17 protein-coding genes are annotated in these 16,492 nt (G+C 71.5%); 9 read left to right on the top strand and 8 right to left on the bottom strand.

Going from position 1 to position 16,492, the window contains the following annotated elements; genetic code table 11:
- Nucleotides 1-39: 39 nt before the first annotated feature.
- From ACIQM4_RS31025 to ACIQM4_RS30995, 7 genes are all read right to left on the bottom strand, one after another.
- A complete protein-coding gene (locus ACIQM4_RS31025) occupies nucleotides 40-1,260 on the bottom strand; it encodes an acyl-CoA dehydrogenase family protein (RefSeq protein WP_401598387.1) in 1,221 nt (406 codons plus the stop codon).
- Between the two features lie 5 nt (nucleotides 1,261-1,265).
- Entirely contained in the window at nucleotides 1,266-2,330 is a 1,065-nt protein-coding gene (locus ACIQM4_RS31020) for a phosphotransferase family protein (RefSeq protein WP_401598386.1), read from the bottom strand.
- Between the two features lie 201 nt (nucleotides 2,331-2,531).
- Nucleotides 2,532-2,867: a DUF202 domain-containing protein gene (locus tag ACIQM4_RS31015; RefSeq protein ID WP_401598384.1), complete on the bottom strand. Its 336-nt coding sequence runs from the start codon at nucleotides 2,865-2,867 to the stop codon at nucleotides 2,532-2,534.
- The gene (locus ACIQM4_RS31010; protein WP_401598383.1) at nucleotides 2,864-3,256 is read right to left on the bottom strand and encodes a YidH family protein; all 393 of its coding nucleotides are present in this window, start codon (nucleotides 3,254-3,256) and stop codon (nucleotides 2,864-2,866) included. The genes ACIQM4_RS31015 and ACIQM4_RS31010 overlap by 4 nt, the downstream gene beginning before the upstream one ends.
- Nucleotides 3,253-3,792, bottom strand: a complete 540-nt coding sequence (locus ACIQM4_RS31005) for an NUDIX hydrolase (protein WP_401598382.1) — start codon at nucleotides 3,790-3,792, stop codon at nucleotides 3,253-3,255. Before ACIQM4_RS31005 ends, ACIQM4_RS31010 begins: the two co-directional genes overlap by 4 nt.
- A gap of 24 nt (nucleotides 3,793-3,816) precedes the next feature.
- Complete coding sequence (locus tag ACIQM4_RS31000; RefSeq protein WP_401598380.1) at nucleotides 3,817-4,587, bottom strand: glucose 1-dehydrogenase; 771 nt, start codon at nucleotides 4,585-4,587, stop codon at nucleotides 3,817-3,819.
- Between the two features lie 14 nt (nucleotides 4,588-4,601).
- On the bottom strand, nucleotides 4,602-5,255 hold the full coding sequence (locus tag ACIQM4_RS30995; RefSeq protein WP_401598378.1) for a TetR/AcrR family transcriptional regulator: 654 nt from the start codon (nucleotides 5,253-5,255) through the stop codon (nucleotides 4,602-4,604).
- A gap of 181 nt (nucleotides 5,256-5,436) precedes the next feature.
- Between ACIQM4_RS30995 and ACIQM4_RS30990 the strand changes: the two genes are divergently transcribed.
- A complete protein-coding gene (locus ACIQM4_RS30990; protein WP_401598517.1) occupies nucleotides 5,437-7,113 on the top strand; it encodes an FAD-binding dehydrogenase in 1,677 nt (558 codons plus the stop codon).
- 174 nt (nucleotides 7,114-7,287) lie between these two features.
- On the opposite strand, the gene ACIQM4_RS30985 is transcribed toward ACIQM4_RS30990, so the two are convergent.
- The gene (locus ACIQM4_RS30985; protein WP_401598376.1) at nucleotides 7,288-7,779 is read right to left on the bottom strand and encodes an ASCH domain-containing protein; all 492 of its coding nucleotides are present in this window, start codon (nucleotides 7,777-7,779) and stop codon (nucleotides 7,288-7,290) included.
- A 186-nt stretch (nucleotides 7,780-7,965) separates the two neighbouring features.
- On the opposite strand from ACIQM4_RS30985, the gene ACIQM4_RS30980 reads away from it, so the two are divergent.
- The 8 genes from ACIQM4_RS30980 (at nucleotide 7,966) to ACIQM4_RS30945 (ending at nucleotide 16,374) form a co-directional block, all read left to right on the top strand.
- Nucleotides 7,966-8,913: a hypothetical protein gene (locus ACIQM4_RS30980; RefSeq protein WP_401598374.1), complete on the top strand. Its 948-nt coding sequence runs from the start codon at nucleotides 7,966-7,968 to the stop codon at nucleotides 8,911-8,913.
- 134 nt (nucleotides 8,914-9,047) lie between these two features.
- Nucleotides 9,048-10,637 (top strand): APC family permease, encoded by a 1,590-nt coding sequence (locus ACIQM4_RS30975; protein WP_401598373.1) that lies wholly within the window; start codon nucleotides 9,048-9,050, stop codon nucleotides 10,635-10,637.
- 181 nt (nucleotides 10,638-10,818) lie between these two features.
- On the top strand, nucleotides 10,819-11,484 hold the full coding sequence (locus tag ACIQM4_RS30970) for a molybdopterin-dependent oxidoreductase (protein ID WP_401598515.1): 666 nt from the start codon (nucleotides 10,819-10,821) through the stop codon (nucleotides 11,482-11,484).
- Nucleotides 11,426-12,076 (top strand): cytochrome b/b6 domain-containing protein, encoded by a 651-nt coding sequence (locus tag ACIQM4_RS30965; RefSeq protein ID WP_401598372.1) that lies wholly within the window; start codon nucleotides 11,426-11,428, stop codon nucleotides 12,074-12,076. The genes ACIQM4_RS30970 and ACIQM4_RS30965 overlap by 59 nt, the downstream gene beginning before the upstream one ends.
- 180 nt (nucleotides 12,077-12,256) lie before the next feature.
- Complete coding sequence (locus tag ACIQM4_RS30960) at nucleotides 12,257-13,072, top strand: FadR/GntR family transcriptional regulator (RefSeq protein WP_401598371.1); 816 nt, start codon at nucleotides 12,257-12,259, stop codon at nucleotides 13,070-13,072.
- On the top strand, nucleotides 13,065-14,540 hold the full coding sequence (locus tag ACIQM4_RS30955; RefSeq protein WP_401598369.1) for an amino acid permease: 1,476 nt from the start codon (nucleotides 13,065-13,067) through the stop codon (nucleotides 14,538-14,540). The genes ACIQM4_RS30960 and ACIQM4_RS30955 overlap by 8 nt, the downstream gene beginning before the upstream one ends.
- Nucleotides 14,541-14,653: 113 nt before the next feature.
- Nucleotides 14,654-15,739: an S-(hydroxymethyl)mycothiol dehydrogenase gene (locus ACIQM4_RS30950; RefSeq protein WP_401598367.1), complete on the top strand. Its 1,086-nt coding sequence runs from the start codon at nucleotides 14,654-14,656 to the stop codon at nucleotides 15,737-15,739.
- Nucleotides 15,739-16,374 (top strand): MBL fold metallo-hydrolase, encoded by a 636-nt coding sequence (locus ACIQM4_RS30945; RefSeq protein ID WP_401598365.1) that lies wholly within the window; start codon nucleotides 15,739-15,741, stop codon nucleotides 16,372-16,374. The genes ACIQM4_RS30950 and ACIQM4_RS30945 overlap by 1 nt, the downstream gene beginning before the upstream one ends.
- Nucleotides 16,375-16,492: the final 118 nt, after the last annotated feature.

The raw sequence follows: 16,492 nt of genomic DNA, 5'->3' as shown, positions 1-16,492 counted from the left end.
GCCGGGCTCCGGATCCGGACGGTGAGGGGCCGTGAGGGGTCAGAGGTACTTCTTCAGTTCCCGTCGCGCCAGCGACCTCTGGTGCACCTCGTCGGGTCCGTCCGCCAGCCGCAGCGTCCGTGCGCCCGCCCACAGCTCGGCCAGCGGGAAGTCCTGGCTGACGCCGCCCGCACCGTACAGCTGCACCGCGTTGTCGATGATGTCGAGCACCGCGCGCGGCGTCGCGATCTTGATCGCCTGGATCTCGGTGTGCGCACCCCGGTTGCCGACCGTGTCCATCAGCCAGGCCGTCTTCAGGACCAGCAGCCGCAGTTGCTCCACGGTCACCCGCGCGTCCGCGATCCAGTTCTGCACGACGCCCTGCTGGGCGAGTGTCTTGCCGAAGGCGCTGCGCGACACCGCCCGGCGGCACATCAGCTCGACGGCCCGCTCGGCCATGCCGATCAGCCGCATGCAGTGGTGGATCCGGCCGGGGCCGAGCCGTGCCTGCGCGATGGCGAAGCCGCCGCCCTCCTCGCCGACCAGGTTCGCCGCCGGCACCCGCACACCGTCGAACACGACCTCCGCGTGACCCCCGTGGTAGTGGTCCTCGTACCCGTAGACCTGCATCGCGCGGCGGATCTCGACGCCGGGCGTGTCACGCGGTACGAGGATCATCGACTGCTGACGGCGTACGTCCGTGCCGTCCGGGTCGGTCTTGCCCATCACGATGAAGATCTTGCAGTCGGGGTTCATCGCCCCGGAGATGTACCACTTGCGGCCCGTGACGACGTACTCGCCGCCGTCGGCCGACCGCTCGATCCTGGTCTCGATGTTCGTCGCGTCCGACGAGGCCACCTCGGGCTCGGTCATGGCGAACGCCGACCGGATCTCGCCCGCCAGGAGCGGTTCGAGCCACTGCTTCTTCTGCTGCTCGGTGGCGAACTGCGCCAGCAGCTCCATGTTGCCGGTGTCCGGCGCCGCGCAGTTCAGTGCGGTCGGCGCCAACTGCGGGGAACGGCCGGTGATCTCGGCGAGCGGCGCGTACTGGAGATTGGTCAGCCCGGCCCCGTACCCGGCATCCGGCAGGAAGAGGTTCCACAGGCCCTCACGCCGCGCCTGCGCCTTCAGCTCCTCGACCACGGGGGGCGTGTCCCAGGGCGAGGCGAGCTGCGCCCGCTGCTCGTCCGCGACCGCTTCCGCCGGGTAGACGTGGCTTTCCATGAAGGCGAGCAGTCTGCCGCGCAGCTCCTCGGTGCGTGCGTCGTATGCGAAGTCCATGGGAATCAGCCCTTCCGGAGGGACGTGAGAGTCGTTGTGCCGTGCTGGATGAAGACGGGCACCAGTTCGCCGATCCGGTCGAACCCGGCGCCGACGGTCTGCCCGAGGGTGTAGCGGTAGTGGATGCCTTCGAGGATCACGGCGAGCTTGAACCAGGCGAACGCCGTGTACCAGTGCACCGCCGACACGTCCCGCCCCGAGGCGTCCGCGTACCGCGCGACGAGCTCGTCCGTCGTGGGGTGGCCCGCCGCCGCTGCCGTCGTGGAGATGGGGGAGCCGGGCAGATCCAGCTTCGTCCCGTACATCACCAGCAGCCCCAGATCGGTCAACGGGTCGCCGAGCGTGGACATCTCCCAGTCCAGGACGGCGCGGATGGAGTCCTCAGGGCCGCCGATCAGGACGTTGTCGAGCCGGTAGTCACCGTGGACGACCGTGGCTGCGGGGGATTCGGGCATCGCCCGGCCCAGCGCGGCGTGCAGCTCGTCGATACCGGCCAGCTCCCGGTTGCGGGAGGCGTCCAACTGCTTGCCCCAGCGCCGCAGCTGACGGTCCAGGAACCCCTCGGGGCGGCCGAAGTCGCCGAGTCCCACCTCCCCGGGGTCCACGGCGTGCAGCTCCACCAGCGTGTCGACGAGGTTCAGCACCGCCTCCCTGGTCCGCCCGGGACCCAGCGCGGCGAGCTCCTCCGCCGTCCGGTACGGCGTCCCCGCCACGAACTCCATGACGTAAAAGGGCGATCCGAGCACCGACTCGTCCTCGCACAGCAGCACCGGCTCCGGCACCGGGACCTTCGTCGGATGCAGCCCGCTGATCACCCGGAACTCGCGCCTCATGTCGTGCGCGGTCGCCAGTACGTGCCCCAGCGGCGGCCGGCGCACCACCCATCGGTTCGTCCCGTCACCGACGTCGTACGTCAGGTTGGACCGGCCGCCCTCGATCAGCCTCGCGGTCAACGGCCCGGCCACCAGGCCCGGCCGCTCGCGCTCCAGGTACGCGCGCAGCCGCTCGGGGTCGAGACCGGGCGGCTGCGCGGCGGTGGCCTGGGGCCCTGATGGGGGGACGGTGCTCATGGAGTGCCTCCGGGCGCGTACGGACGTGCGGGACGTTGCGCCTCATGATGCCGACCAGTCGGTATGCCGTCCAGAGGCCGCACCACTCTGTGACCACCGCCGCACCGCGGGCGGCGTGGGGGAGGAGCGTCGGCTGCGCCACCACCGCACCGCGGGCGGCAGGCGGGACGCAAGCAGGAGGAGCGGCGCCCGCGCCCCGCCTCACCGCACCACCGCCACCGCGAAGCCCGCGAGCGCCAGTACGCAGCCCACCCCTGCCAGCGCCCGCCCGACACTGAGCGCCGAGGGCCGGGGGCGGTCCAGCTCCCGCATCCGCCGGTGCGCGACGAACAGGAACGCCACCCACACCAGCGCGCTCAGCGCGCCGGCCAGCACCCCGGCCGGCGTGATCCCGTCATGGACGGCCTGCTTGCCCGCGAGCACCGCGACCGCCGTGCACGACAAGGTCGTACGCCGCCACGCCAGCCGGGTCCGCTCGGGCTGCAGACCGGGATCGCGCCCAACCTGCGCACCCGCCGCCGCGTCGCCCGTACTCACCTCTCCCACCCGAACAGCACCACCACCACCATGGCGACCGCCACCACGCCCACCAGCAGGCTCAGTACGGTGGGGAAGCGCGTCACCGGCAGGTCATCGCCGCGCCGCATCGCCCGCTCGCAGCGCACCCAGTGGTTGACTGCGCGCAGCGCGCACAGCGCCCCGGCGGCCAGCAGCGCGAGGGCCATCGCGACCCGGACCCCCCAGCGCAGGTCCGGCAGAAACTGGTCGACCGCGAACCCCGCCCCGACCAGCGCCAGCGCCGTCCTCACCCAGGCCAGGAAGGTGCGCTCGTTGGCCAGCGAGAACCGGTAGTCGGGCGTCTCACCCTCCTCCTGGACGCGCTGCGGCGCCCACCACAGCCGCAGCCCTTGCCGCCGGCCGCTCACCGGCGGGCCAGCAGCTCGTACGCGGCCCGTCCGTCCGGCACCCACTCCCAGGCGTCGGGCCCCGTCCCCAGCCGCCGCGCCAGCTCCTCGTCGGTCACGAAGGAGTGCCAGGCGACCTCCTCCGCCTGCGGGTTCACCGGCAGGTCGCAGCGCACCTCGTAGACGTGGCTCCACCAGCTCTGCCCCGCGCCCTCGTAGAGGAACTCGCAGACGGGCACCGGCCGGGGCAGCCCCGACACTCCCAGTTCCTCCTCCGCCTCGCGCAGCGCCGCTTCGTCGTAGGACTCGCCCGCGCCGACGACGCCCCCGACGAACATGTCGTACAGGGAGGGGAAGACGAGCTTGGTCGCGGTCCGCCGGTGCACGAAGGTGCGCCCCCGCGCGTCCTTCACCAGGACGAAGGTGCAGCGGTGGCGCAGGCCACGCGCGTACACCTCGCCGCGCGGGGCCTGTCCGACGACCTGGTCGTGCTCGTCGACGACGTCCAGGATCTCTTCGGCGGGGTTCACCGGATGCACGGGGTTCACAGAACTCATACGCCCATCCAACCCCACCCGCAGCTACTGACCCATGGTGTACTTCACCGTCGGCCCGGTCGTCCAGCCGCCGTCCACGGCCAGCTCGGCGCCGGTGACGTACGAGGCGGCGTCGGACAGCAGGAAGACGACCGCGCCGGCGATCTCGTGCGCCTCGCCCACCCGGCCCATCGGGGTGTTGGGGTAGTTGCCCTCGCCCTGCCGGATGCCGACGGCGGCCGTCATCGGCGTGTACGTCATGCCCGGGTGGACGGAGTTCACCCGGATCCTCGCGGTGCCCAGCTCGACCGCGCCGATCTTCGTCAGCCCGCGCACGCCCCACTTGGACGCGCCGTAACCGGCGGTCAGGGGCAGACCCATCAGCCCCGCCGCGGAGGAGATGTTGACGATCGACCCGCCGCCGGCCTCCCGCATCGCCGGGATGACGGACTTCATGCCGATGAACACACCGGTCAGGTTGATGTCGAGGACCTTGCGGAAGTGTTCGACCGACTCGTCCGCGAGGAACTGGCCGGTGGATATCCCGGCGTTGTTCACCAGGCCGTCGACACCGCCGAACTCGGCGACCGCGTACGCCGTCACCCGCGCCCAGTCCTCCTCCGACGTCACGTCGTGATGCTGGAAGCGGGCCCGCTCGCCGAGCTCGGCCGCGGTGGCCGCGCCCTCCTCGTCGAGGACGTCGGTGATGACGACGTTGGCGCCGGCGGCCACCGCCTGCCTGGCGGCCTCGGCCCCGAGGCCTCGGGCGCCGCCGGTGACGACGACGGTCCTGCCGGTGAGGTCGTTGTTGCCCATGGTGCTGCCTTCTCTCATGAGGGGGTGTGCGGTACGTGGGTGTGCGGCGCGCCGAGCAGCGCCGTGGTCGTCTCCACCAGGTCGGCGAGGAACACGTGCTGACCGGTGAGCGGGGTGACGCCGGCCAGGTACTGGCGGGCCCGGTCCGCCAGCGCGGCGCCGACCAGGGTCAGGGCGAGGTCGAGCCGCTCCCGCCGCAGCGGCTCCGGCAGCCCGTCGCGCCCGAGAGCGGCCTCGACGCGCTCGATGAGCCGCCAGTACGCGGTGCCCGCAAGCGTCGGGTGCGGGATGCCGGAGCGGACGCCGCTCTCATGGCTGAGCTGCGCCGAGACGCGCAGACAGCGCCTGCCCCGGTCGGTGGCCAGCTCGGAGGCCTCCGCCGCGACAAGCGCGGTGACGAGGTCCCGCACGGAGTCCCCGCACCCGTCCAGCAGCGGCGCGAGCACCTGCTCGGTGCGCTGCTGGCGTCCCGCCATCACGGCGTCCAGGAGCCCGGCGCGCGAGCCGAAGTGGTACTGCACGGCCGACGGGTTGCTCTGCCCCGCCAGCTTCACCACGTCGCGCAGCTGCGCCCCGTCAACCCCTTGAGCTGCGAAGATCTCCTCCGCCGCACGGATGAGCTTCTCCCGGGTGCCCGGCCCCGCTGTCCCTGTCCTGGTCCTTGCCATGTCCCCATTGTAATGCTGGCCATTATTAATTGCATCCGCGCGAGGGGGTTGCCGCAGAAAACCGCGGATGCGAGGCCCGGGAAGCCCTGCCGGGCGAACGGTTGACTAGTTACTCCCGCGTACCGAAGATCGGGCCATGGATGCCAAGGGGAACGCCACCACGGGCCACGACGGGGCCGCCATGGGCCACGACGGAGCCGCCACGGGCCACGACGCGGACGTCATCGTCATCGGTGCGGGTCTGGCCGGCCTCGTCGCCACCGCCGAGCTGGTCGACGCCGGCCGCAAGGTGATCCTCCTCGACCAGGAGCCCGAGCAGTCGCTGGGCGGACAGGCCCACTGGTCCTTCGGCGGCCTCTTCCTCGTGGACTCGCCGGAACAGCGCCGGATGCGCGTCAAGGACAGCCGCGAACTCGCCCTCCAGGACTGGCTGGGCACCGCGGGCTTCGACCGCGAGGAGGACGCCTGGGCGCGCAGGTGGGCCGAGGCCTACGTCGACTTCGCGGCGGGGGAGAAGCGCCACTGGCTGCACCGGCAGGGCGTCCGCTTCTTCCCCGTAGTCGGCTGGGCGGAGCGCGGCGGCTACGACGCGAGCGGCCACGGCAACTCCGTCCCCCGCTTCCACATCACCTGGGGTACGGGCCCGGGGCTCCTCGCCCCGTTCGTCCGGCGGGTCCGCGAGGGCGTGGCGCGCGGCCTGGTGACGTTCAGGTTCCGCCACCGGGTCACCGGTCTGTCCCGCACCGCAGGCACTGTCGACACGGTGATCGGGGAGATCCTGGAGCCGTCCACCGCCGAGCGCGGCACCGCCAGCAGCCGCACCGTGACCGGGGAGTTCTCGCTCCGCGCCCAGGCGGTGATCGTCACCTCGGGCGGCATCGGCGGAAACCACGACCTGGTCCGCGCCCAGTGGCCCGAGCGCCTCGGCACGCCGCCCGCCCACATGCTCTCCGGCGTCCCCGCACACGTCGACGGCCTGATGCTCGGCATCACGGAGGCGGCCGGTGCCAGCCACATCAACCGCGACCGGATGTGGCACTACACCGAGGGCATCGAGAACTGGAACCCCGTCTGGGCCAAGCACGGCATCCGCATCCTGCCTGGCCCCTCCTCCGTGTGGCTCGACGCCCGGGGCAAGCGGCTTCCCGTCCCGCTCTTCCCCGGTTTCGACACGCTCGGCACGCTCGACCACATCATGAAGACGGGCCATGACCACACGTGGTTCGTGCTCGACCAGAAGATCATCGGCAAGGAGTTCGCGCTCTCAGGGTCGGAGCAGAACCCCGACCTGACGGGCAAGTCGGTGCGCGGGGTCGTCGACCGGGCCCGCGCGGCCGTGCCGGCCCCCGTCAAGGCGTTCATGGACAACGGTGCGGACTTCGTCGTCGAGAAGGACCTCGCCTCGCTGGTGCGCGGCATGAACGCCCTCACCGGGGAACCGCTGATCGACGAGGCGGACCTGCGCCGCCAACTCGTCGCGCGCGACCGGGAGATCGCAAACCCCTTTACCAAGGACCTCCAGGTCACCGCGATCCACGGGGCCCGCAAGTACCTCGGCGACAAACTGATCCGCACCGCGACCCCGCACCGGATCCTGGACCCGAAGGCAGGCCCGCTGATTGCGGTACGCCTGCACATCCTGACCCGCAAGTCCCTCGGCGGGCTGGAGACCGACCTCTCCTCCCGGGTCCTCACACCGGAGGGCAGCCCGCTGCCCGGCGTCTACGCGGCGGGCGAGGCGGCGGGCTTCGGCGGCGGCGGCGTCCACGGCTACCGCTCCCTGGAAGGCACCTTCCTGGGCGGCTGCATCTTCTCGGGCCGCGCGGCAGGACGGGCAGCGGCCCGAGCGGTCAGCTGACGCGGGGCGGGCCAGCTCCCTTGGGCAGCGGGGCCTCGCGGCCCCAGCCCCCTGGGGCAGCGGGACGCCTCGCGGCCCCAGCCCCTTTGGGCAGCGGGGCTGCCCCGCTCCCTCCCCACCCCCGCCCTCGGAGTGTCACGCCCCCGCGACCGGCCCACCTCGCGCACCCCGCCCCTACAGCCTCTCCACCACCCTGAACCTCTCCGCCACCACCATCGTCGAATCGTCCACCACGAAGTCCGGGTCGCCCATCGCCTCCCGCATCTCCTCGCCGTGCCAGAACGCCTCGTGGTCCGCGCGCCACTCGGCGACGGAGGTGTGCCCCTCGCCCTCGTCGCGCGCGTGCTGAAGGTCCACGTCACCCAGCCGCAGCACCCGTACGCCGGTCACTTCGAGGACCGCCACCTCGCGCCCGGCCGAGTCGATCAGCACCGACCGCTCACCCACCGGCGGGAACTCCTCGTCCTCCGCCTCGTACTCGCTCAGCAGCCCCGTCGTCGCCACCTTCTCCCCGGACAGCACCGCGGCGACCAGCTGGTCGCGCAACGGGCCGGGGAAGGCGAGGAGATACGGCGGCAGCGCCGGCCGCGCCGCCCGCCGCGTGGCCGCGCCCTCAGCGGCCGTACCTTCCGAAGCCGCTTGCGTGGACGTCAATTCGTCGCTCATGCCGCCATCCTAGGAGAAAAACCATCCCTCACCTGGGAATACCTTCCCGTGGCCGATTTCAACTGCGGCAACCGACGGGTGAGTTGACACCCGTGAATTCGGACGGGCCTTGACGTGGAGCCACCCGTACCGGTTTGCTGTGCGTGATCAAACGCTGGCTCATCGCGCCGTGGAGGTACCCCGCGGATGGCCCCACCTCCGCCGCTCCTCGGCCGTCGTCGCCGGGGTGAGCCGCCCTGTGACCCGGCCCTCGACGACACCGAACTCGTGGAAGTGCGCGAGCAGTTGGGTCAGGGGCGCTGGAGCAGGGCGCGCTCCCTGCTGGCCCGCACCGGCGACGACTGGGACCGCCGCGGCCACCGCCTCCTCGTCCTCGCCGAACCTAAGGGAACCCACGCCTGGGCCCAGGACTGGCTGCTGGCCGAGCCCGAGAGCGCCGACGCCGCCGCCCTCCTGGCGTGCGCCGAGGTCCACCGCGCCCTGCTCGGCAAAGGCTGCCCCGACCGCGCACGGCAGTCCTGCCGCCGCGCCGCCGGATGCGCCCCCGCCGACCCGACGCCGTGGCTCGCGATGCTCCTGCTCGCCCGTCACCTCGGCACCGAGGAAGAGGTCACCCAGCTGTACGACCAGGTAAGGGCGCGCCACACGGAGCACCACCACGCCCACCACCTGATCATCGCGCGGCTCGCGGAGCGCCGCCCCGACATAGGGCAGGACCCCCTCCACGAGGTGTACGACTTCGCCGCCTGGGCCGCCGAACAGGCCCCCGCGGACTCCCCGCTGGCCGTCCTGCCGGTGGTCGCGCACGCCGAGCGCTACCGGGCGCTCGCCGTCGCCGGGCAGGTGCCGCCCGACCCCGAGAGCTCCGGCCACTGGACCGGCCGCCGGGCCCGCCAGACCATGAAGGCCGCCTTCGACTGGTGGCTGGAATGGGAGCGCGAGGACCACCCGCGCTCCCGCGTCGACCTCAACTTCCTCGCCCACGCGAAGTACTGCGAGGGCCGCACCGCGGAGGCGGCGGCGCTGTTCCACCGGATCGGGCCGCACCGCACCACGGCCCCCTGGTCGTACCCCGACCGGGACCCGCACCAGGCGTTCCGCACCGCCCGCGGCGTCGCCCTCGGCGACGTCTGACCCTCAAGTCCCACCCGTAAAAAGTCCCATCCGGTAAAAAGTTCCACCCGGTAGCAAGTCCCACCCGTAACAAGTCCCACCCGCACCACGGACCATGACAGCCCCCTCCTCCACTCCGAAGGGACAACCCCGCGATGGCCACGGGCAGTTCATCCACACGCACGAGCAGAGCGACCGGCAGCGGTGGCGACGGCGGCGGCGACGCCGGGATCAACACCTACAAGGGGCAGGAGGGGGCCCTGCGCGCGGGCCGCCTCGGCACGCTCGGCCTGCTGCTGTCCGTCCTCGCCGCGAGCGCCCCCCTGATGGTCGTCGCGGGTGTCATGCCCACGATCTTCGGGGTGATGGGAGTGGTCGGCCAGCCGCTGCTGTTCCTCATCCTCGGCGCGGTCCTCCTCCTGTTCAGCGTCGGGTACGCGGAGATGAGCAGGCACGTCCACAACGCGGGCGCCTTCTACGCGTACATAGCGAGGGGTCTCGGCGCCACCGCGGGCGCCGGCGCCTCCCTGGTCGCCCTCGTCGCGTACAGCGCCATGCAGGTCGGCATCTTCGGCATCCTCGGCTTCGAGCTCTCCGGCATCTTCGCCACCTACCTGGACCTCAGCATCGCCTGGTGGGTCCCGGCCCTGGTCTGCGTCGTCCTCGTCGGCTTCCTCGGCTGGCTCAAGATCGACCTCAACGCGAAGGTCCTCGGCGTCCTGCTCCTCATCGAGTGCCTGCTCGTCGTCATCTTCGACGTTTCGGCAGTCGCCGAACCCTCGAAGTCGGCCGGACTGTCCCTCGCCGCGTTCGACCCGGGCACCCTCAGCGGCCCCGGAGTGGCGCTGGGCACCGCGCTCTGCTTCTCCATCGCCGCGTTCGTGGGCTTCGAGCAGGCCCCGGTGTACGCCGAGGAGACCAAGCGTCCGCACGTCATCGTCTCCCGTGTGATGTTCCTCGGCGTCGCCTACTCCGCGATCTTCCTGGCCCTCAGCTCCTGGGCGGTCAGCGTCGCCGCCGGCCCCGGCAAGGTCTCCGAACTCGCCACCAAGGAAGGCCCGGGGATGCTCTTCACCCTGGTCCAGGAGCGGCTCGGCGGCGCCTTCACCGACGTGCTGCACATCCTCTTCGTGACCGGAATGTTCGCCGCGCTCCTCAGCTTCCACAACGTCGTGGCCAGGTACTCCTTCGCGATGGGCCGCGAGGGCCTGCTGCCCGCCGCCTTCGGCCGCACGAACAAGGCGAGCGGCGCGCCCGCCACCGGCTCGGTCCTCCAGTCGGCCGTCTCGCTGCTGGTCGTCCTGGCGTTCGCCCTCACCGACGACAAGCCGGTGGGCGACCCGACCACCCCGGTCCTGCACCTGTTCACCTGGATGGGCAACGTCGGCGCGCTCGGGGTCATCCTGCTGATGGCCGTCGCGTCGTTCGCGGTGATCGCCTTCTTCGTACGGCGCGGGGCGGGCGCGGCGCAGAAGTGGCGGCTGCTCTGCTCCGGTCTCGCCGGGGTCGCCCTCCTGGCGATCGCCGTCTACACCGTCAAGGACTTCGACATCCTGGTCGGAGCGCAGTCCGGTTCCGCGCTGAGCTGGATCCTGCCCGGCATCATCGCCGTCACCGCGGTCGGCGGCCTGGTGTACGGCGCGGTGCTCAAGGCGAAGAAGCCCGAGGTGCACGCCCGGATCGGCCTCGGCAACGAGGCCTTCCAGCTGGACAAGGCGGCCGGGTCCCGGCCGACGCAACGCTGATCCGCGTCCCGCCACATCTGACGAAACGCTGACGAGTGCTCGCGGCCCCTGGCCCCCGGCGGCCGCGAGTGCTCGAATCGGGGGTGTGACCCCTCAACCCCCACCCCCGGACCACCACCGCCCGGACGACTCCGCGTCCCGTTCCCGCGGAGCGCCCGTCGGCCGTCGTCTCGTCCTGGGAATGCTCGGGCTCGGTGCGGCAGGCGTGGCCGCCGCCCCGTACGTCCAGAACGGCATCGACTCCTTCCTCGGGTCGGCCGCAGGCAAGGACCCCACCGGTCTGACCGGGCTCCTCCCCGGCAGCGGCGGTTTCCGCTACTACTCGGTGTCCGCCTCCACCCCGCAGAAGACGGACCTGACCTACCGCCTCACCGTCGACGGCCTGGTCGACCGCCCCGCCACCTACACCCTGGCGCAGCTCAGGGCGATGCCGCAGACCAGGACGGTCCGCGACGTCCAGTGCGTCACCGGCTGGCGGGTCCCCGAGACACCCTTCGAGGGCGTGCGGCTCTCGCACCTCCTGTCCCTGGCCGGCGTGCGGCCGGGCGCACGGGCGATCCGCTTCACCTGCTTCGACGGCACCTACAGCGAGAGCCTCACCCTCCAGCAGGCGGGCCGCAAGGACGTGCTGGCGGCCCTGCGGATGCAGGACAAGGACGTCTCGCACGCGCACGGCGGCCCGGTGCGCCTCTACGTCGCCCCGATGTACTTCTACAAGTCGGCGAAATGGCTCTCCGGCATCACCGTCACCGACCGGGTCCACCCCGGCTACTGGGAGGAACTGGGATATGACGTCGACGCCTGGGTCGGCAGGTCCAACGGCCGCACCGACGCCCCCACCGTCTGAACCCTCCGCCCGGGTCAGGAGGTTCACGCGCGCCGAGCGCCTGGTGCACCGTGCGACCGCGATCCTGATGCTCACCTGCGTCGCCACCGCGGCCTGCCTCTACCTGCCGTCCCTGGCCGAACTGGTGGGCCGCCGTCACCTGGTGGTCACCGTGCACATCTGGACGGGCGTCCTGCTCCCCGTCCCGTACGTGCTGGGCCTGGCCTCCCGGGCCTTCCGCGCCGACCTCTCGCTGCTGGGCCGCTTCACCTCGTACGACAGGGATTGGCTGCGGGCGGCCCGCCGGCGGCAGCACCACCACCGACCGGCCGGGAAGTTCAACGCGGGACAGAAACTCTGGGCGGGCTGGATCGCGGGCGCCGCGCTCGTCATGCTCGGTACGGGCCTGCTGATGTGGTTCACGCACCTGGCACCGCTGACCTGGCGCACGAGCGCCACCTTCGTCCACGACTGGCTCGCCCTCGGCATGGGCATCGTCATCGCCGGGCACCTCTGGATGGCGCTGACCCACCCGGAATCCCGCCGCGGCATGCGCACCGGCGAGGTCGACCGGGCCTGGGCCGAGGACGAACACCCGCACTGGCGCCCCTGACCGCGCCCCTCACCCTCCGCATGCGGGTCGTGCGCCCATCCCGTCAGCAATGCCAACAATCCGGACTTCGCCCTACCCGCCGCGCCCGCTTCCATGACTACGTGTGAGAAATTCGTCAGCCCGCGCTTTCCTCTTCGATCACTCTTGACGCGCCAGTAACCACGCCCGAGCATTCTCCGCATGGCCTTGTCAGACAGCCGGACAACCCCCGGCGGTGCAGCCGGCGGCGGTGCCCGTGAGGACCGCGCGACCGGCGCGGACGTGCCCGGCCCCGAGGCCGGCGCCGACTCCGTACCGAGACGTGTGAGCGCGACCGACGTCGTGCTCACACACCTCCGTGCAGCCATCGAGACCGGCGAACTGGCCGTGGGCGACAAGCTGCCCACCGAGGCACAGCTGGGACGGCACTTCGCCGTCAGCCGATCCGTGGTCCGCGAGGCCCTGCGCACGCTCCAGGCCCTGGGCATGACCGTGTCCCGCGCCGGCAAGGGTACGTACGTCGAATCCCGCGGGCCGAACCGGAACCCGGTATTCGGCTCCTACACGGCCCGTGACCTGCTGGAAGTACGTCGGCACGTGGAGATCCCCGTGGCGGGGTACGCTGCCGTACGGCGCACCCGGGACGACATCGGTCAGCTGCGCACGCTGATCGAGAGCATGGAACGCGAGAGCGACCCCGCCGGCTGGGTGGCGCTGGACACCCTGTTCCACCTCACCGTCGCCAGGGCTTCGGGCAACCCCGTCTTCCTGAAGATCATCGAAGAGATACGGGACGCCCTCGCGCGGCAGTCCAGCTTCCTGAACCAACTCGGGGACCGGCGACGCCAGTCGGACACCGAGCACCGGGCCCTGGTCGAAGCGATCGTCGAGGGGTCCGAGGGGGCAGCCGTGCAGGCCATGGCCGCCCACCTCGAACTCGTCGAGACCGCCCTCAACTCGATCGTGGGGCCCGGAACCGCACATCCCCCACACGAAGGCGAAGCGATACATGAGTGACCGCACCCGCACTGCGGCCGTCGACACCGCCCCGCCGTCCACCCCTTCGACGTCCCCTCACGTCGACCCGGGTGACGAGGGTTACAGCAAGGACCTCAAGTCCCGCCACATCAACATGATCGCCATCGGCGGCGCCATCGGCACCGGCCTGTTCCTGGGCGCGGGCGGCCGGCTGGCCGGCGCGGGACCCTCCCTGGCGATCGCCTACGCCGTCTGCGGCGTCTTCGCGTTCTTCGTCGTACGGGCACTCGGCGAGCTGGTCCTCTACCGGCCCTCCTCCGGCGCGTTCGTCAGTTACGCCCGTGAGTTCATGGGGGAGAAGGGCGCCTTCGCGGCGGGCTGGCTGTACTTCCTGAACTGGTCGACCACCGCCGTCGCCGACATCACCGCGGCCGCGACCTACGCCCACTTCTGGGCCATGTTCAGCGACGTTCCGCAGTGGATCCTGGCGCTCATAGCCCTCGCCGTGGTCCTCACCGCCAACCTCATCTCGGTGAAGTACTTCGGCGAGATGGAGTTCTGGTTCGCGATCATCAAGGTGGCGGCGCTGGTCGCCTTCATGCTGATCGGCATCTACCTGGTGGTCACCGGCACCCCGGTCGACGGCCACACCCCGGGCTTCTCCACGATCTCCGACGGCGGCGGCCTCTTCCCGATGGGCATGCTGCCGATGCTGCTCGTCGTCCAGGGCGTCGTCTTCGCGTACGCCTCGGTGGAACTGTGCGGCGTCGCCGCGGGCGAGACCGAGAACCCCGAGAAGATCCTGCCGAAGGCGATCAACTCGATCATGTGGCGGGTCGGCATCTTCTACGTCGGCTCGGTCGTCCTGCTCGCGCTGCTGCTGCCCTACACGGCCTACAGCGACGGCCAGAGCCCGTTCGTCACCGTGATGGACAAGATCGGCGTCCCCGGTGCCGCGGGCATCATGAACCTCGTGGTGCTCACCGCCGCCCTCTCCAGCCTCAACTCGGGCCTCTACTCCACCGGCCGCATCCTGCGCTCGATGTCCCTGGCCGGCTCCGCCCCGAAGTTCACCGGCCGGATGAACAAGGGCCAGGTCCCCTACGGCGGCATCCTGCTCACCGCCGGCTTCGGTGTCCTCGGCGTCGCGCTGAACTTCGTCGTCCCCGACGACGCCTTCGAGATCGTCCTCAACTTCGCCTCGATCGGCATCCTCGGCACCTGGGCGATGATCATGATCTGCTCGCTGCTGTTCTACCGCCGCTCGAAGCAAGGCCTGCTGGAGCGGCCCTCGTACAAGCTGCCCTGGGCCCCGTACACCCAGATCGTGACGCTCGCCTTCCTCGCGGTCGTCGTGTTCCTGATGTGGTACGGCGAAGGCGTCGGCCGGACCACCGTCTACTGCCTGCCGTTCATCGCGGCGGCGCTCGTCGGCGGCTGGTTCGTCGTCCGCGGCCGGGTGGACACCCTGGCGGCCGAGCGGGCGGAGCAGGCCGACAGGCCCTGACCCCCGCCACCCCGTGCACGCGTCGGCCGTCTCCCTGCTGGGAGGCGGCCGACGCTTGTATCGTCGGACGTATTACGAGGTCACACACCCGTCCAGGTCAGGGAGAGCGCCAGATGGCACAGCAGGTACGCGGAGTGATCGCCCCGGGCAGGGACGAGCCCGTGCGCGTCGAGACGATCGTGGTCCCGGACCCCGGTCCCGGCGAGGCCGTGGTGAAGGTCCAGGCCTGTGGCGTCTGCCACACGGACCTCCACTACAAGCAGGGCGGCATCAACGACGACTTCCCCTTCCTCCTCGGCCACGAGGCGGCGGGCATCGTCGAATCCGTGGGCGACGACGTCACGGACGTCGCCCCAGGCGACTTCGTCGTACTGAACTGGCGCGCGGTCTGCGGCCAGTGCCGGGCCTGTCTGCGCGGCCGCCCGCAGTACTGCTTCGACACCCACAACGCCAAGCAGAAGATGACCCTGCTCGACGGCACCGAGCTCTCCCCGGCCCTGGGCATCGGCGCCTTCGCCGAGAAGACCCTCGTCGCGGCCGGGCAGTGCACCAAGGTCGACCCGTCGGTCTCCCCGGCCGTCGCCGGCCTCCTGGGCTGCGGCGTCATGGCGGGCATCGGCGCCGCCATCAACACCGGCCAGGTCGGCCGCGGCGACTCGGTCGCCGTCATCGGCTGCGGGGGAGTGGGCGACGCCGCGATCGTCGGCGCCCGCCTCGCCGGCGCGGCGAAGATCATCGCCGTCGACATCGACGACCGCAAGCTCGCCACCGCCAAGTCCATGGGCGCCACCCACACGGTGAACTCCGCCTCCGCCGACCCGGTCGAAGCCGTCCGCGAGCTCACCGGCGGCAACGGCGCCGACGTGGTCATCGAGGCCGTCGGCCGCCCCGAGACGTACAAGCAGGCGTTCTACGCCCGCGACCTCGCGGGCACCGTCGTCCTCGTCGGCGTCCCCACCCCCGAGATGACCCTCGAACTCCCGCTCCTGGACGTCTTCGGCCGCGGCGGCGCACTCAAGTCCTCCTGGTACGGCGACTGCCTGCCCTCCCGGGACTTCCCGATGCTGATCGACCTGCACCAGCAGGGCCGCATCGACCTCGCCGCCTTCGTCACCGAGACCATCGGCCTCGGCGACGTCGAGAAGGCCTTCGCGCGCATGCACGAGGGCGACGTACTGCGCTCGGTGGTGGAGTTCTGATGAGCAGCCCCACCCGCGTCGACCACCTGACCACCTCCGGCACGTTCGCCCTGGACGGCGGTGTCTGGGACGTCGACAACAACGTGTGGATCGTCGGCGACGACACCGAGGCGGTGGTCATCGACGCCGCCCACGACGCGGACGCCATCCGCGCCGCCCTCGGCGACCGGACCCTGCGCGCCATCATCTGCACCCACGCGCACAACGACCACATCGACGCCGCCCCGGCCCTCGCCGACGCCACGGGCGCGCCGATCCTGCTGCACGAGGACGACCTGCCCCTCTGGAAGCAGACCCACCCCGACCGCGCCCCGGACGGCACCCTGACCGACGGCCAGGAGATCGCCGTCGCCGGTACGGTGCTGAAGGTCCTGCACACCCCGGGCCACGCGCCGGGGGCGGTCTGCCTCTACGCGGAGTCCCTCGCCACGGTCTTCACCGGCGACACCCTCTTCCAGGGCGGCCCCGGAGCGACCGGCCGGTCCTTCTCGCACTTCCCGACGATCGTCTCCTCGATCCGCGACCGGCTGCTGACGCTGCCCGCCGGGACGTCCGTACGCACCGGCCACGGCGACCCCACCAGCATCGGCGCGGAAACCCCGCACCTGGCCGAGTGGATCGCCCGCGGCCACTGACGCGAGCAGGGGCCGGCCCGCCACCGGACCGGCCCCTGCGCCACGTCCTTCCGCGCCCCCAGGAACCTGTGCGCGCGGACGCACACGAAAAAAGGCCCCAGATCGACTGGGGCCTTCT

This window comes from Streptomyces sp. NPDC091272 (assembly GCF_044757485.1).
Classification (GTDB): Bacteria; Actinomycetota; Actinomycetes; order Streptomycetales; family Streptomycetaceae; genus Streptomyces.
The sequence above is the reverse complement of the archived record's forward strand: the minus strand, read 5'-3'. Positions and strand labels throughout refer to the sequence as shown.

Excerpts from the sequence above, each read along its gene's own strand:
- ACIQM4_RS31025 (WP_401598387.1), bottom strand. The coding sequence starts at position 1,260 with ATGGACTTCGCATACGACGCACGCACCGAGGAGCTGCGCGGCAGACTG.
- ACIQM4_RS31020 (WP_401598386.1), bottom strand. The coding sequence starts at position 2,330 with ATGAGCACCGTCCCCCCATCAGGGCCCCAGGCCACCGCCGCGCAGCCG.
- ACIQM4_RS31005 (WP_401598382.1), bottom strand. The coding sequence starts at position 3,792 with ATGAGTTCTGTGAACCCCGTGCATCCGGTGAACCCCGCCGAAGAGATC.
- ACIQM4_RS31000 (WP_401598380.1), bottom strand. The coding sequence starts at position 4,587 with ATGGGCAACAACGACCTCACCGGCAGGACCGTCGTCGTCACCGGCGGC.
- ACIQM4_RS30995 (WP_401598378.1), bottom strand. The coding sequence starts at position 5,255 with ATGGCAAGGACCAGGACAGGGACAGCGGGGCCGGGCACCCGGGAGAAG.
- ACIQM4_RS30990 (WP_401598517.1), top strand. The coding sequence starts at position 5,437 with ATGGGCCACGACGGAGCCGCCACGGGCCACGACGCGGACGTCATCGTC.
- ACIQM4_RS30985 (WP_401598376.1), bottom strand. The coding sequence starts at position 7,779 with ATGAGCGACGAATTGACGTCCACGCAAGCGGCTTCGGAAGGTACGGCC.
- ACIQM4_RS30980 (WP_401598374.1), top strand. The coding sequence starts at position 7,966 with ATGGCCCCACCTCCGCCGCTCCTCGGCCGTCGTCGCCGGGGTGAGCCG.
- ACIQM4_RS30975 (WP_401598373.1), top strand. The coding sequence starts at position 9,048 with ATGGCCACGGGCAGTTCATCCACACGCACGAGCAGAGCGACCGGCAGC.
- ACIQM4_RS30970 (WP_401598515.1), top strand. The coding sequence starts at position 10,819 with ATGCTCGGGCTCGGTGCGGCAGGCGTGGCCGCCGCCCCGTACGTCCAG.
- ACIQM4_RS30965 (WP_401598372.1), top strand. The coding sequence starts at position 11,426 with ATGACGTCGACGCCTGGGTCGGCAGGTCCAACGGCCGCACCGACGCCC.
- ACIQM4_RS30960 (WP_401598371.1), top strand. The coding sequence starts at position 12,257 with ATGGCCTTGTCAGACAGCCGGACAACCCCCGGCGGTGCAGCCGGCGGC.
- ACIQM4_RS30955 (WP_401598369.1), top strand. The coding sequence starts at position 13,065 with ATGAGTGACCGCACCCGCACTGCGGCCGTCGACACCGCCCCGCCGTCC.
- ACIQM4_RS30950 (WP_401598367.1), top strand. The coding sequence starts at position 14,654 with ATGGCACAGCAGGTACGCGGAGTGATCGCCCCGGGCAGGGACGAGCCC.
- ACIQM4_RS30945 (WP_401598365.1), top strand. The coding sequence starts at position 15,739 with ATGAGCAGCCCCACCCGCGTCGACCACCTGACCACCTCCGGCACGTTC.